Origin of the sequence: Corynebacterium tuberculostearicum SK141 (assembly GCF_000175635.1) — a bacterium.
GTDB lineage: Bacteria > Actinomycetota > Actinomycetes > Mycobacteriales > Mycobacteriaceae > Corynebacterium > Corynebacterium tuberculostearicum_C.
In genome coordinates this window covers 63,189-78,479 of record NZ_ACVP01000001.1, presented here as the reverse complement: position 1 = coordinate 78,479, position 15,291 = coordinate 63,189, and the positions used below count along the sequence as shown (strand labels likewise).

Annotated in this window: 12 protein-coding genes and 1 pseudogene; 4 read left to right on the top strand and 9 right to left on the bottom strand. The window is 56.8% G+C overall.

Annotated features, from left to right (window positions below):
- Positions 1-134 precede the first annotated feature (134 nt).
- Positions 135-260 (top strand): annotated as a pseudogene (locus CORTU0001_RS11325) (tyrosine-type recombinase/integrase); the annotation flags it as partial.
- 748 nt (positions 261-1,008) lie between these two features.
- On the opposite strand, the gene CORTU0001_RS00350 reads toward CORTU0001_RS11325, so the two are convergent.
- From CORTU0001_RS00350 to CORTU0001_RS11665, 4 genes are all read right to left on the bottom strand, one after another.
- Positions 1,009-1,674: a DUF1707 SHOCT-like domain-containing protein gene (locus CORTU0001_RS00350; protein ID WP_005326475.1), complete on the bottom strand. Its 666-nt coding sequence runs from the start codon at positions 1,672-1,674 to the stop codon at positions 1,009-1,011.
- A gap of 38 nt (positions 1,675-1,712) precedes the next feature.
- The gene (gene wecB, locus CORTU0001_RS00345; protein ID WP_005326474.1) at positions 1,713-2,894 is read right to left on the bottom strand and encodes a non-hydrolyzing UDP-N-acetylglucosamine 2-epimerase; all 1,182 of its coding nucleotides are present in this window, start codon (positions 2,892-2,894) and stop codon (positions 1,713-1,715) included.
- Positions 2,895-2,995: 101 nt separating this feature from the next.
- Positions 2,996-4,165 carry an acid phosphatase gene (locus CORTU0001_RS00340; RefSeq protein WP_005326473.1) on the bottom strand — a complete coding sequence of 390 codons (1,170 nt, stop codon included), beginning with the start codon at positions 4,163-4,165 and terminating at the stop codon, positions 2,996-2,998.
- A 235-nt stretch (positions 4,166-4,400) separates the two neighbouring features.
- Entirely contained in the window at positions 4,401-4,550 is a 150-nt protein-coding gene (locus tag CORTU0001_RS11665; RefSeq protein WP_157749109.1) for a hypothetical protein, read from the bottom strand.
- Between the two features lie 156 nt (positions 4,551-4,706).
- Between CORTU0001_RS11665 and CORTU0001_RS00335 the strand changes: the two genes are divergently transcribed.
- Entirely contained in the window at positions 4,707-4,988 is a 282-nt protein-coding gene (locus tag CORTU0001_RS00335; protein ID WP_005324241.1) for a hypothetical protein, read from the top strand.
- A 79-nt stretch (positions 4,989-5,067) separates the two neighbouring features.
- Here CORTU0001_RS00335 and dnaG read toward each other — a convergent pair whose 3' ends face one another.
- Positions 5,068-6,990 carry a DNA primase gene (gene dnaG / locus CORTU0001_RS00330; RefSeq protein ID WP_005326472.1) on the bottom strand — a complete coding sequence of 641 codons (1,923 nt, stop codon included), beginning with the start codon at positions 6,988-6,990 and terminating at the stop codon, positions 5,068-5,070.
- Positions 6,991-7,201: 211 nt separating this feature from the next.
- On the opposite strand from dnaG, the gene CORTU0001_RS00325 reads away from it, so the two are divergent.
- Both CORTU0001_RS00325 and CORTU0001_RS00320 read left to right on the top strand, forming a co-directional pair.
- On the top strand, positions 7,202-7,663 hold the full coding sequence (locus CORTU0001_RS00325) for a guanyl-specific ribonuclease (RefSeq protein WP_005326470.1): 462 nt from the start codon (positions 7,202-7,204) through the stop codon (positions 7,661-7,663).
- Between the two features lie 2 nt (positions 7,664-7,665).
- Positions 7,666-7,899: a barstar family protein gene (locus CORTU0001_RS00320; protein ID WP_005324236.1), complete on the top strand. Its 234-nt coding sequence runs from the start codon at positions 7,666-7,668 to the stop codon at positions 7,897-7,899.
- A 139-nt stretch (positions 7,900-8,038) separates the two neighbouring features.
- Here the strand turns inward: CORTU0001_RS00320 and CORTU0001_RS00315 are convergent, their stop codons facing one another.
- The 4 genes from CORTU0001_RS00315 to CORTU0001_RS12035 form a co-directional block, all read right to left on the bottom strand.
- Positions 8,039-11,305, bottom strand: a complete 3,267-nt coding sequence (locus CORTU0001_RS00315) for an immunoglobulin-like domain-containing protein (protein ID WP_005326468.1) — start codon at positions 11,303-11,305, stop codon at positions 8,039-8,041.
- Positions 11,306-11,615: 310 nt separating this feature from the next.
- Entirely contained in the window at positions 11,616-12,908 is a 1,293-nt protein-coding gene (locus tag CORTU0001_RS00310) for a deoxyguanosinetriphosphate triphosphohydrolase (RefSeq protein ID WP_005326466.1), read from the bottom strand.
- Positions 12,909-12,958: 50 nt separating this feature from the next.
- Positions 12,959-14,722, bottom strand: coding sequence for an FtsX-like permease family protein (locus CORTU0001_RS00305; protein ID WP_005326464.1), 1,764 nt, complete (start codon positions 14,720-14,722; stop codon positions 12,959-12,961).
- Complete coding sequence (locus tag CORTU0001_RS12035; protein ID WP_425265838.1) at positions 14,719-15,291, bottom strand: ABC transporter ATP-binding protein; 573 nt, start codon at positions 15,289-15,291, stop codon at positions 14,719-14,721. The genes CORTU0001_RS00305 and CORTU0001_RS12035 overlap by 4 nt, the downstream gene beginning before the upstream one ends.

Sequence of the window (15,291 nt, the reverse complement as noted above, 5' to 3'; positions counted from 1 at the left end):
GAATCACAAACGCAGCTGGACCGTTCTTCCACACGAACATCGCATTCGTCGCCAGCTCCACCCGGGCCATAAACCGCTTCTTCTTATACTCAAGCCCAGACTCATCCGACCCCGCCTCGTAGGGGTCTGCTTTCCATCACGCGGCCGGCCTGATGATTTCCGCCGGGGCGAACGTCAAGGTCGTGCAAAGGCAACTCGGTCATTCATCTGCTGCTATGACTCTAGATGTTTACGCTGAATTGTTTGATGAGGATTTGTAGGCGGTGGGTAGTGCCGTGGAGGAAAAGATTTCGAATGCAGTGGAGTTGTCGTGGAAAGGGGCCTAAAAAGGGTGTTTATGCTGGTCAAATGGGGTTTAGGTCACTGGTTCGAGCCCAGTTGGAGGAGCAAATATTCCCGCTTAGTAACACTAAGCGGGAATATTTGCGTTTTGTCTACATTTCTTCAGGGATTCAAGCTTTAAGCGCTACGGTGGAAGTATTGCATATACACAGGCGCATTAAGCCCGAAGACGGCCAAGTAAGAGATCCGAGCGGGGATCCTTGAAGCCATCGGACGGCAGTGTTGAGGAGAATCCTGAATTAGTTTGTCGTGGATTTTTCGTGTCGCCACTTGGCCGGCGACTTTGGTGGTCTGCGCGATATTGTCGGGCTAGACTGCCCTGCCACGTTCATGAGTTGTTAACCACGTTTGCAGAATGCCCTGTAGATGTCGGTTTCAGGACTTTTCCAGTTGAAGCCGGAAGCCCATGTGCTTAGGTACGCCCTGCTGCCTTGCAGGAGGCAACGGCCCCGTGCGGCTAAACACCGGCGCGAGTGGTTGCACCATTGTCCACCGCACTAGACCGGCTTCTAGATGTGCAGGACGCCCAGAGCGCGTTAAATATTCCTAGTAATCCGTAGACTGACGTGGGTCTTCCAAAGCTTGCTCGAAGGGTTCGAAAAGTGCTGTGAGTGTGTCTGCAGACAAGCCCTAACTCTAGATACTCCCTCGAGCTTCTAAGCCGCCTTAACCGCCGTAACGCCGCCCCACGTGAACGTCTACGCCGCCAAAGAGGCTATAGCAGTTGACGATGATTTCTGGTGCGTCCACTGGAAGGTCATTCGGGTGGATAGCGCCGTGCTCGACCTTCAGGTCATGCCCACCAAAAAGGCCAAAGCCACCTACGCGAACTCGGAAGCCCTCTGGGATGTAGACATCGACACCACCGAAAATTCCTGCCGCATTGATGGTGGTCGTACGGTTACGAAGGGCCACACCAGTCAGGTCGATGTCAACACCGCCGAAAGCTCCAATAGCTGTCAGGGTACGGGCTACTGCCCCGCCATTGACCGTGGAGCCACCGAAGATGCCCAGTGCTAGGGATTGCGGCTGCCCCACCGAAGGCTGAATCTGCTTCATTGCCTGCTCAACTTTGGCTATGGCATTGGATTCTTGGTGCCCCGAATAGGCTTTTGCGATTTGGCGTTCTTGCCCGAAAAGAAGGACTTCTGGGTCCTCCACAAGGTCTGCTAAGGGTTCGATGAGCTCGGCACGGGTGGTTGCATCCACGCAGTCTGCCGAACGCTTTTCAAACTCGTCGAGGTCAATCTGACCGGCCGACAGCGCATCTCCTAGGATGTCGGCGGCCTTCATGCGGTCTTGGTGGTTACAGCGGATATCCAGCGGTTTCATACCACTATTATATCCGCTATATCTACCCCATGCGCAGGTTATTTCTTATTCTGGGCGGCCTTGGAGGAATCAACCTCGGGCAGGAAGTCGTCTACGCGCTCGCCTACTCCAGTCAGCTCCGCGATGGCGGCAACGGCGCGCTGCGCGCCCTTGCCATCGCCGTAGGGGTTGACGGCGTTGGCCATGGCTTGGAAAGCGGCGTCGTCGGAAAGCAAAAGCTTAGCTTCTGCCACGATGAGCTCACGGTTGGTACCCACCAGCTTTACGGTGCCGGCGACGACGGCCTCAGGGCGCTCGGTGTTCTGGCGCATGACCAGAACCGGCTTGCCTAGCGCGGGAGCTTCCTCCTGAACTCCGCCGGAATCAGTAAGGATGATGGTCGCGCGGTTTTGCAGCTGGGTGAATTGGTCATACGGCAGCGGGTCCGTGATGATGATATTCGGTAGGTGCTCAACCTCTGGGAGAACCGCTTCGCGCACCTTGGGGTTGAGGTGCAGCGGCAGGGCGAAGTTAATTTCCGGGTAAGCCTCAGCCAGATCCTTGACTGCGCCGCCGATCTCCTTCATAGCTTCCAGGTTTTCGCGGCGGTGGGTGGTAACAACGACGAGGCGCTTGTCGGAATCTGCGGCCTCCTGCAGAGCGGGATCCTCGAACTTGGTGTCCCAGGATGCTGCTTCCAACAAGGCATCGATCACTGTGTTGCCGGTGACCACAATGTCCTTGGAGCGCACATTCTCGCGACGCAGGTTTTCCATCGATCCAGCGGTAGGAGCCAAGTGCAGCTCGGCTACCTGGCCGATGAGCTTACGGTTAGCCTCTTCTGGGAACGGCGAGTGGATGTCGCCGGTACGCAGGCCTGCCTCCAGGTGCACAATCTTTACTCCGCGGTGGAAGCCAGCGAGTGCTGCGGCCATGGCGGTAGAGGTGTCACCCTGGGAGATAATGACATCCGGCTGTTCTTCCTCAATGATGGAATCCAGACCCGCAATCGCGCGGGAGACAATTTCATTGAGGCCCTGGCCCGGCTTCATCAGGCCCAGATCATGCTTGGGAGTGATGCCGAACATGGCATTGACCTGCTCCAGCATTTCCTTGTGCTGACCCGTAGAAACCGGGATGGAGTCAAAGCGCTCATCGTTATCCAGCGCCTTGATAACTGGGGCAACCTTGATGGCTTCCGGGCGGGTGCCGTAGATGGTCATTACCTTGGGCTTAGTCATTACTCATTCCTTTTGATTGATGGGGATACTTCTTTATTGAACCATGTGCGGGAAACCGTACCCCCGCTCAGGTTTTAGGGCTGCTTAGGTTGTAGAACCTGCTAGCCGCTAACGTTCACGCCGCCGTCTGGGGCGATGGTCACCTTGGCTGCCATGGCGCGGGCTAGATCGAGGCGTTGCCACGAGCCTCCCTCGGCTTGCCAATCCAATGGATTGCCGGCTGGGCGCGCGGTTTGGCGCAGCACCTCGGCACGCTGGTTCCAGGTTAGTTCTGGGTGGGACGCTGCTAGCAGCACTGGAGCGGCCTGCGGGACGACCATCGGGGCGTCGGTGTGGTAGCGCGGGGCAAAGTCATAGTCCATGAATGTGGAGTACTGTTCCACCGCATCGTCGGTGGACCGATAGTCGGTACCCTCTGCCCTATCCTGGGCCACCAATTCTTCTACCGTCTTGCCGGTGCGCCACTTAATTTCCTTGCGCACTTCCATCGAGGCTTCCCATAGAGCATGGCGCATGCGCTTATCGTTGAGGCGATCGGCCGCAGCAGCCTGGCCGGTCATGCGGCCGCCGATGACATCCAGCGGATAATGCACGCCGAGGACCACCCGGTGGTTGCCGGCCTCAGCGCCGCGCAGCATGAGCTGTGGGCCTACCTCCGGCAGCATGAAGGACATCAACGTGGTGATCCACGTTGCCTGATTGGTGTGGCCCGAAGGGAAGGCTGGCGAGGTGGGATAAAGATCCTTGGAACCGTCGTCATAGCGCTTGATCGCCTGCGGCGCGCGCTGGTACGGGCGCTGATAGTTGAAGTAGTACTTCTCTGACATGGTGGAATTAGCCAGTCCGCCCGCACGGGCGGCGTAGCCATTCCCTAGAAGGTATTCAGTTTTGGGCAGGCGGTGCTCGGCAAGCGAAGTACGGAAAGCATCGCCCAAGTTCTTGCCCATGGAATCAGAAACCGCGTTGAGCACGCTGGTGGAGCTGGCCTTGGCATCGGCCTGTGCGCGGCGGATCAAAGCGGAGTCACCGGCTGCGGCGTTATTGATGGCCAGGGCCTTGTCCATATTTTCTTGGCGGATTTCCGGCTGGGTCTTAATGTGGTCAAAGAGCTGGACTACCTGCCAGTAGTTGCCAAATTGATAAGAAGAGACATCGGATTCAAAGCCCGCGATATAGTCCGTGCTAAACGGCTCTGGAACTGGGGCACCGGGGTGCTGGACTGGGGCTGCGCCGGTGGACTGCTGGGTGACAGGCTCACGCAGCTGGGGCACGGCTACGGGAAGGGCTGTGGCCGACGGTGCGAGGGCTATAGTCAGCCCAGTAGCCGCGCACAGGGCGAGCCCCCGGACTGCGGGGCGAAGATTATTCCGATAGTTCAACGTAGAAACCTTTTGCTAGTATCAAATTCCCACGAATAATATCTAGCTAAAGTTAAGGGGAAGTGAACGCGACGCTAAACTCGCATGCACAATCGTGGATTGGCGGGTAGACCTTTGCGGTCACCACTCAGCGTTCTTCAGGCCAATTGGGGCCTTGGTGCGCCGCGGCGGTATCCGGTTGATGGCCGGAAGACTCCGCAGAAATGCTCGCGGTAAAAAGCGCGGCCAGCGCCACTTCTGAAGCCGCCGCCGAATCCCTGCGCTTGTTATTTTCCACACACTTAAACTAGCGCGTATTCTGCGCCATGAAAAGTGCTAGTCCAATGCGGGGCTAGCACTACCCCTCACTCGTGGCTGGCGGCGCGCGGCGAGGCTTCGCGGTAGGCTGGTGGGGAACTTTTACTCGCACAGGAATAAGGGGACACGCTAGATAATGATCCAATTCGTCTTCGGCGCCGCAGCAGGATACGTTTTTGGCACTAAGGCTGGCCGCAAGCGCTACCACCAAATCAAGGGCGCCTACGAAAAGGCCGTCAACTCCCCCGTGACTAAGTCCGCCGTCACCTCGGCACGCAAGGCGGTGGCTAATCGCTTGGACCCAGAACCGCGCATGCGCGAGGTTCGCGATTTGTCCTCCAAGCGCAAGGGCAAGGGCCGGCTGCGCGGATCGCAGGTGGATAATGCGGACCGCATTTATGAGCCTGATGAGGACTAGGGCGGCAGCAAGCTAGCCTTTAGGCCTCTCCCCTCCCCTCGGCACGCACCTTATTTAGGGTCGTGCCGAGGGGGGATTTTTATGCCTGGGGAGGCGTGCCGCGGAAGGCGCGGTCGTTAAGCTCGCGACGGGCCTGCTCAAGAGCGACGAGGTCAGCGAAAAGCGAGTTATAGCTAGCCTCATCATCGGAGGGACGCATGCGGCCAAGGCGGGCCTTCAACTGGGCGATTTGATCGCCCACCACCGTCTCTTGCAATCGGGAGAGCACGGAGTCGGCGTATTTTTCGGGGCCGACGTCGGTTGGCAAAATGGCCTCTACGGCAAGCTCAGAGACAAAGTTGCGGCCGGTGAGATCCTGCATTTCGCCGGCCACCGCGGCGATCCACTCCACGGCCGGCATGGTGGCGCCCTGAGCTGCGCCACCCACAGTAGAAATGGCCTCCCGGACGAGGCGGTAGGCGTCGTTGGTATAGGCGTCGGCAGTAATGCCGTCGAAGTAGGAGCCCGCCACCTGCGGCATCTGCAGGGCCAGCTTGAGGGCCTCGCGCTGGGGCCACAGGTGGGTCTCCTTCGGGCTCGGCGGGTGGATCATTGGCACGTCCTGCTGCGCCGGCTGCTGTTTCGCATTGTCGAAGCGGCGAATGGTGGGCTTTTCGGCCTTCTTTGGTTTGCGTGCCTCCGCGCGCACCTGCCGGAGAACCTCTTCCGGATCGGGCCAGCCCACCCAGCCGGCTAGGCGGCGGGCGTATTCACGCTGCAAAGGTTGATCACGGATCTGTGCGACCACGGGTACCGCGCGGCGCAGGGCCTGCAAACGCCCCTCGGCGCTGTCAATGCTGTATTCCGCGATGACGGACTGGATAACGAACTCGAACATGGGGATGCGGTCCGCGATGAGCTCGCGTACGGCGGCATCGCCTTTTTGCAAACGCAGATCACAGGGATCCATGCCATCGGGGGCCACGGCAACGAAGGATTGACCGGTGAACTTTTGCTCGCCGTCAAAGGCGCGCATGGCGGCCTTCTGCCCGGCCTCATCGCCGTCGAAGGTATAGATGAGCTCGCCATTGAAGTAGGAATCATCCAGCATGAGCCGGCGCAGTACCTGCAGGTGCTCGCCGCCAAAGGCGGTACCACAAGAAGCAACGGCGGTCTTGACGCCTGCGGCATACATAGCCATGACATCCGTGTAGCCTTCTACCACCACGGCCTGGTGTTGTTCGGCGATATTGCGCTTGGCCAAATCGAGGCCAAAGAGCACCTTGGACTTGCGGTAGAGCATGGTCTCAGTGGTGTTCATGTACTTGCCGAGCTTGTCGTCGTCGAAAAGCTTGCGCGCGCCAAAGCCAATGACGTTGCCGGAAAGGTCCTTGATGGGCCACAACAAGCGACGATGAAAGCGGTCGATGGGACCACGCTTGCCCATCTTGGAAATGCCAGCTGCTTCCAGTTCTTCAAAGGAAAAACCTAGGCGCAGCAAGTGTTTGGTGGCGGTGTCCCAACCCTCCGGTGCATAGCCGCACTCGAAATCATAGATAATTTCGCGGGAAAAGCCGCGATCCAGCAGAAAGTCACGAGCGGTAGCCGCCTGCGGCGTCTCCAATTGCTGACGGTAGAACTCGTGCGCGGCCTTATTCGCTGCGATGAGGCGCTGGCGGGTTCCGGGCTTCTCATTGCGCGCGCCCGTGGAGCCACCCTGATAATTGATGTGGTAGCCAATCTTCTGCGCTACTGCTTCAACCGCTTCCGGGAAGGAGACCTGCTCCATTTCCATCAGGAAGCTAAAGACGTCACCACCCTTGCCGGTGGAAAAGCAGTGGTAGTAGCCGCGCTGCGGGCGCACATGAAAAGACGGGGTCTTTTCATCCTTAAAGGGGCTCAGCCCCTTGAGCGAATCGTGTCCTGCGGGCTTGAGCTGCACGTACTCGCCGACGATTTCTTCTAAAGGCGCGCGTTCACGGATAGCTTGGATGTCGCTGTCCGGAATTCTGCCTTTTGCCATGCGTACAGACTACCCCGCGCGCGGCGGGAATGTTCAAATGGCTAGGGCAGGATGGTGACGTTGGGTGGGGTTCATGTTTTTCGCCCGTTTTACCCTCTCCTGGGGTATATTCCGACGAGCTTTGCCTACCCCCGTGACGGGGGAATTTTTGGACTTGTTGGGAGCGTCGACCGATTTCGGCATTCACCGCTACACCTGCAAGAATAAAGGTATGCCCAAGTTCCAAGCGTCTAAGAAATCGCTCCCAGTAGCCCTCGGCGGCCTTGCGCTTGCCGTCGTTGCAGGCTACTTCGGCTTCGACCTCGGCGGCGATGGCGATTCCTCTGCTTCTTCGCCGTCCGAGTCCGCAGGCGGCGCTAAGGCTGGCGACGCCGATACTTGCGAGATGTCTTCCCTCCCTGCCGAGGCGAACGACACCGCGAACGATATTTTGGCTGGTGGCCCCTATGACTACCCGGATAATGACAACGCCCGCTTTGGCAACTACGAGGGACGCCTGCCGCAGCAGGACAAGAATTACTACCGCGAATACACGGTAGAAACCCCGGGCAGCAAGAACCGCGGCGCCCGCCGCATCATCACTGGCGGTGGCAGCGAGACTGACCCGGACGTGTGGTACTACACCGATGACCACTATGAAAGCTTCTGTTCTATCCCAGACGCGGAGGAGTAATAATGCAACGCATCCTCATTACTGAACACATCCGCACCCGCGCGGACTTCTTCAACGCGCTTGGCCGCACCCGCGGCTGCGAGGACTGCGGCCCCCGCAACCTCGATGACCTCGCGGACTTCCTGCGCGAGCAGCGCACCACCGTCATCATTGCCTCCGACATGGAAATCGCGGACGCAGAGTTGGAAGGCGTTGCCACCGTTTTGGAGGATCAGGGCGTTAAGTTGGTGCGCTAGCCGGTTTCATACCCCCCTACCAATCGCGGTGGGTACACCGATTAAAAGCCAAACTGAGGAAATGAATCCTCGGTTCGGCTTTTTCATTCACGTACCACCGGGCGCTATAGCTCTAGCACCGGCAAAGGTGCTGTGCGCTTTAGAACCCGAAGGCTCGCTTCAGCTTCTGAATGGTCTCCGGCGCGAAGTAGTTCAGCATACCCGCGATGATTCCGGTGGCGCCCACAGCACCAATAAGGGCACCGAAGATGGCAGGGAGCACGCGATGAGAGCTTCCCTGGTTCGAGCTGGAGCTGCTCGAGGAGGATTCGGAGCTGGAGCTACTGCCAGTGTTGTCGTTCCCGTCGGTGGCGGAAACTTCAACGACTCGAGAAGCAAGAGCCTGGTTTCCAGCAGAGTCCGTGACTGCGTAGGTCACCGAATAGGTGCCTGGCTTGGAGGTATCCACGCTGCCGATAACCTTCACCTTGTCGGTGAGATCTCCATCTTCCTTGTCCTTGGCGCTCACGCCCTTGGTGAGATCAGCCTCTGCGCCCTGGGAAATGGTGAGTTTCTCGCTGGGGACGATAAGTTCAGGAGCCGCGTTATCCGCAGTATTTTCCTGCGCGGTGAAGACACCGAACTGGCGGACGATGCCGCGCTTGTTGGTGTCCTTAGAGGAGGCGTCGGCAGTCGTGGCATACCAGCCGTAGGTCTGACCGGCCTTCAGGTCCTTGTAGACCGTGCTCGTAGGCCAGCCGGACTTAGCGGTGTCCTTACCAATTTCCTTGCCGGTATCGGTCAGCGCGACCATGGATTTGGTCTGGAAGTCGGTCTTGCGAGTCTTGAACTGAATAGGCACACGGAATTCATCTTCATGGCCGTTATAGCGCTGGCGGTCGTCGTACTCGGTGGCGTTGTGGTCATCGAGGAGCGGCGAGTAAGTATCCACCACCATCTCGTTGTTCTTCAGGTCAAACTGCAGTAGGCGCAGGTAGCTGGAGCCGAAGCGGAGGCCGGTATCACCGTCGTACTCGCCGATCTCGGTCAGTCCCATTTCATCGGAGCCAACCTCGTAGAACTGGTAGTCCGCCAATAGCTCCGTCACGTGGTTATTGGTATGGCCTACATCCTTGCGGGTGACAATGGATACGCCGTGCTCGTGGCCAGCCAGCACCAATGCAACGTTCGGGTTCTTCTTGATCACATTGTCATAGACCATGACGCCATCGTGAGAGAAGTCGGAGTTGCGTCCATCAGGGCTATTGGATGGCTTTAGATAGGCGTGAGTGAGCACGATGGCATTGCGGTCTGGATACTGCTTGAGCACCTTATCGGCCCAGGCTGCCTCTTCTTCGGTGACGTCATAGCCCAAGTGCAGGGCAATGAAATCCATTCCGTTGGTGGTAAAGAGGTCGTAGTGGTTATCGTTGTTGCCCTCAGCATAAGGGTGGTACGAAGCATCTTCCTTGGCCCAATTTCCCTTGCCCTGCTGTGCCTCGTAGCGCTCTGGACCGAAGTACTCGTTGTACAGGTTGCCCGCGCCAACTTCTTCACCGCTGATGTTGTCGTGGTTGCCCGGTAGCACGCCATTGACCACGCCTGCATCTTCCAAGTTCTTCTGAGCCTTGGACGCAACCTCAAATTCCTTCTTGGCGTTGGCACGGTCAGAGCCTGCTACACGCCAATTCTCAATGAGGTCACCGGTGTGTGCAGAGTAAGCGATCTTGCGCTTTTCAGCGTTGTCAGCAATCCACTTAGTGGCGGAGGTATAGCCTTCCTCCCACTTCTTGCGTTCCTCGGCAGTGGCCTTCTCTACCGCACCTTCGGAGAGGTACTGCGTATCGGTGTGGTGCGCGATGGCGAAGTCATAGTCGTTAGCATCTGCGAATTCCTCGTTGACCGGCTCTTTGAGATCATCAGCAAAGACGTCATAGCCCACCACCATGGTGTGGATAGTATCGCCATCCACAAAGTCGCTATTGACCTGCGCGCTCAGGCTTACCTGATCCTCGGATACACCGCGAGACTCCGCGAGCTTTTCCCACGCAGAGGTCTTGGTATTCCACGCCATGAGGCGAACGGCGCGCTTGGGATCCACCGCTCCGGACCAGGCAAGGTCGTGGGTGTCCTTATCTGCGTCCTTTAGGGACAGGTCAAAGCGTTGGAATGGCACGTTCTCGGTAGAAGCGGACTTCTGTGCTTCTTCGTTAGAAGGGTTCAAAGACTTCTCAAAGTCCTCGCCATCCTGATATTCAAAAACCAGCTCTTCCGGGATTTCATCGAAGGTTCCTTGGAAGCCCTTTTCCGCTACGCTGACATCTGCTTCAGTAAAGGTGGTCTCCACGTCCCCACCGCTCGGGTTTTCGGCGCGGGCCGAGATGGTTGCGCCGTTGCCGGTAGGAGCGGAATCGGTTCCGGCAGCGCCCGGCAGGTTGCCGGAAGTGAAATCAATCGAATGCGAGATTTGATTGCCAAAAACATCGTGGCCTTCGACCTCGATGACGTGGTTGCCTTCCTTCAGGCCAGTGCCGATCTCCTGCCCGCGCTCAATCTCCTCACCGTCTAGGGTGTAGGTGAGCTCGCGAGAGATGAGAGCTTCATCATTTACCTCGACGCCGAAGGTCACCGGACTGGTCAGGTGGTCACCGGCGCTTGGGGTGGAGCTAGTGATTTCCGCCTTCTTGTCCGTGCTCAGGTTCGAATCCTCATACAGCGCCGTCACGTCTTGTGCGCTGAGCGGATCGGAGAAGACGCGTGCTTCACTGACCGCCACGTCAGAGTAGAACTGGGCTCCATTGTTTGGGCCAGAATCCGCGCCGATCATCACAGCGGTCGAGTTGCTCTTTGGCTTTTTAATCTCACCGGTGGCACCGGTGTTTTCGGCGACCTTCTCGCCGTTGACATAGAGCTCATTCTTGGTGCCATCAAAAACGCCGACCGCGTGGTACCACTGGCCCGGCTCCATCTTCTGTTGCGCCTTCTTGTATCCACCGTTGGCATTGACGGTAAAGGTCAGCTGGTCACCATAGATGACCATTGCCCAACCGCCAGCTTCCTTATTAGCGCACAGGCTCTTTTCGTTGCCGTCAAAGTCGCCGTCATAGCGGAAGACGCACTCCACTGTGAATCCGTCCTTGACTTGGTCAAACTTATCTCCGATATCGAAGCCGACAGCATCCTTGCGTCCGTCGAACTGAGCAACAGGGCGCTCGAGCACGCTGTCCTGTGCAACTGAAGGCGCACCGATGGTTAGCGGCTCGGTTTCGGAGGCAGAGTTGGTGATAACCCCATTGTCGAGGGCCATATCGAAAATATCTGCTTTAGGAAGGGATTGAGCAGAAGCGAAAGCGGGAGCCACTAGGCTCGAACCGGCCAGGCTGATGGAGGTGATCAGAGCGGCTTTATAAAAACGTCGTTGAGACACGAGAATTCCTTGACTTTTAGTAAATGGGAGAGAGTTCGCGTCCAGTGATAGTGGAAGCGAATGGGACTAAGAGTAGGCCGCCCGATTTACATGAAGTTGTCGGAATAGTTACGCCAGAATGAACGGGATCCAAAAGTATTTTGGCGGAGATTACTTCCCTTCCCGGACTCAATTCGCTCCCAGATTCAAACGAAGGAAAATATACGTTGTCTACTGAATCTCCAAACCTTAAGCATCACCCTGCCGAGCCTGATCACCCGAAGCGGCTCAGGAGAAGTTGTCACTAATCCTCCCCCTGCCCTGGCACAATCTAACTCAAAAATCCAGACAACTCCGCACTCCGCCGAGCCAAGCGCTCCAGGCGTGACTCGGTCATGGAGGCGATCTGGTCGATGATTGCGCGGTCGCGGGCGGCGTCGGTATCGGCCTGCTCCCACCACAGGCGGAAGGTGGCATCGAGGGAGCCGGGGGCGCCGGCGACGAGGTAATCGTAGACGCGGTAGATGCGCTCGCGCTGGCGGTCTTGGCGTGCGAGGTGGGCAGGCTCGTCCATGACGTAGAGGACGGCGATGGTTTTGAGCAGCTTGACCTCTGCTTCGGCTTGCTTGGGCACGATGAGGTTGCCGTGCATGCGGCCAAGGCTATTGGAGGCGATGAGATCGGCATTGGCCTCGCTGGTGGCGCCAACGGTCGCGCCGACATAGCGGCCGACGAGCTCCGAGGTCATCTTCTTCAGGTTGGCGTAGTCGCGCAAGGAATAGTCAAAGTCACCGATGGCGTTGATGACGCTTAAGTTGCGCAGGCTATCGGCCGCTTCCAGGAGCTCGTCGGCGGTGCCGCCGAAGGCCTTGGCGCCTTTTTCTGCTAGTTGGGCCAGCTCCACCAAGTCCCAGAGCACGTTCAAAGAGATGCGCCGGGAGATGATGCCATCTTCCACGTCGTGCACGGAGTAGGCGATGTCATCGGACCAGTCCATGACCTGGGCCTCGATGCACTTGCGGTTATCGGTATGGCCCTCGCGCAGCCAGTCCAAAAGGTGCGCATCCTCGTCATAGGCGCCGTACTTGCGGTTGGTGGTGCCATCCGGGTTGGTCTTGGTCCACGGATATTTGCAGGCGCCGTCGAGGGCGGCACGGGTGAGGTTGAGACCATAGCTTTGCGGTTCGCCGCTGGCATCGTCCACGATGACCTTCGGCTCCAAGCGGGTGAGGATACGCAGGGTTTGGGCGTTGCCCTCGAAGCCGTTAAGGGCAACTTCATTGAGCGCATTCTCGCCATTGTGGCCATAGGGCGGGTGGCCGATGTCATGGGTAAGACCGGCCATATCGCAAAGATCGGGATCGAGGCCGAGCCCGGAGCCGATGCTGCGTGCGATTTGGCCCACCTCCAGGGAGTGGGTCAGCCGGGTGCGCGGGGTATCGCCGTCGCGCGGGCCGACGACCTGAGTTTTATCGGCCAAGCGCCGCAGGGCTGCCGAATGCAGCACACGGGCACGGTCGCGGGCGAATACGCCGCGATGTTCTTCCACGGTATGGAAAGCTGAGCCCTTCGGCTTTTCATCGGCCAGGCGGGCGAAGTCGGGCGCGGAATAAGAATAGGACACGACCCAAGCTTATTCCGTGAACTGGCGTTTGGGGTGAGCAACGTGGCCGCCTAGTTTTTAGCAGGCTGCGGGCCTTTCACAAAGTTGCTGCCCACAGCAGCCAAGCCCACAACCACCACTAAGAAAAGTATGAGTCCAAACGGGACAGCCGGAAAGTGCAGTACAAGTTTATGCGCTATATAAGAATGCATATATGTGCCCAGTAGAGCGGCTGATCCTAGCGATAAGGCCAAAGCAAAAGCCGAAGGCAAACAATTAGCCAATTTCCTGTTCCTGTGCGCTTCAGCAACTGAGACGCCTTGTTCCCAAATCGTCTTAGTGAAGCGAATGAGCCGACCTTGTTGAGCCAACGCCAGTCCGAAGATGAGAACTGCTCCCCCAACAATCACGTAGGCGAACAACGGGATAAATTCGCTTGTACCAGTACCGTTTGGACCGTAAAGCAACGTTGAAGGTAGGTTTTCTGCCCATTGCTGAGCACCTACAACCTCCATCTCTTGACTGTCGCTCAATTCGACTTGCTTCGAAAAAATTGCTACAGCATACCCTTCATCTTTCCTTTCGCCCGCTCCCCACGTAGGATCTGCTTCAGCATTAAAGGATTTATCCCATGGCCTCATCCACGTTTGATCAAATGGAGATCGGGGGTCCGTCTCAACTACTCCTTGGTCTTTGACCAAGGAACCTACTGCTCCGTTCCTATCTTCTACTAGTGCAAAGACAGCTCCGTCTTCCATAGTGGAAGGCTGGAGCTCTCCCGAGTCTTGGACAGCAGGAACCCAGCTAAGAACTCCTAGGCAATCTGCGGCGTGGTCCTGACAAAAGTTTTTAGCGACGGAGGTGCCGAAAGTTTGTCCATCCTGCGGCGCCCCTACATAAACGTCCCTTACATTGTCAGCCAATTCTTCTCTTGCTGAGTAGAGGGCTGAATCATTCACAATAAAAAGAATGATGGGAAACAAGATAAAAACACAAGAGACCCGCAATGTAGTAGCGGCGATAAAAGACCGCGCATACCGGACTCCTAAAATCGGAGGATCCCATCCCCTAATCTTGAGGGAGAGATATTCGGCGAAATATAAGACAACTGCGTAGGAAAATACAGAAGCAGCACTCACCAAGAAGGGGACGCAGTAGACGAAAATCATCGGCCACCTACTAGACGGATCCGCCTGGGGCATCGCCATAAATCCCACCAGCAATACAACACTGGCCGCTATCCCTAGAGGATATCGAAGGAGTTCTGCAGCCCGCGGATTCCTTGGATTTGGATCTATGCGAGCTGGGCCTTGGCTCAAATCTTCCAAAACTCTCGTCTCCTGTTGGAAAGGAACGAAACTCAGGAAAGCGATCGCGCACCATGAGATCACAGCGACGAGCAGCGGTGAAGGAAGTCCTTGTGGAAGATCAATACCAAAACCCGAATATAGAACCAGGAAGATTGGCTTCATTAGCACTGGAACCAGAACTGCGCTAACTATTGAAAAGAAAAAATAAACTATAAGTAGCTCAAGAAATAACGCTCGCCGAATTCGTTTTAATGCTAACCCAAATAAACGAAGGGCCTCATAGTGGTGGCGCCTCCCCTCCACCACATGCCTTAAGCTGTATTTGAGTGCCAGAGTAAAGGGAATGATCGATACGAGAGCCGAATACATCAGCCCCATTGCCATAGATTCGGCTACTTTGTCCGCCGCTACAGTGCAGACTAACAGGCAGACAAAGAAGATGATCACAAACGAGGTAGCTAGTAGCGGGATACTCTCCACAAATGTGCTTTTACGGATCTTCGCTTCCACAGCGCGAAAATTCATTGGTTTACCCCGATTTCCAAAACCTGATCACAAAACTGCGCTAAACGGTCATCGTGGGAAACTACCAAGGCGATTGCGTGGTTTCTTACAATGTAATTATGCAGATATCGCAACACTGAATATGCGTTGTCCTCATCCAATGCACTCGTCGGTTCGTCTGCGAAAACGAGTTGGGGCTTTTTAGACATTGCCGTTGCTATGGCCGCACGTTGGCGTTGTCCCCCTGAAAGCTCGTGCGGTAGAGAGGCTCCGTATTCACTCATATTGAGTTGAGCTAGCAAAGAGCTATTAGCGTCCGAGTCCGCAGTTACTCCGCTTAGCCCTTGCGCGAAGGAAAGGTTTTCGGCGACTGTCAAACAGGGCACTACGCCGGAATCTTGAAACACTATTCCCATCGAATTAGCTCGAAATTTATCTCTGTTTCGAGCGGATGAGCTCCATAAATCATGTCCGAAAATATTGACGGTTCCTGATGTTGGCTTCTGGAGTCCAGAGATAACGCGAAGCAGCGTCGATTTGCCGGACCCAGAGGTACCTCGAATCCAAGTAAGGGTCCCCGGCTCATGCAC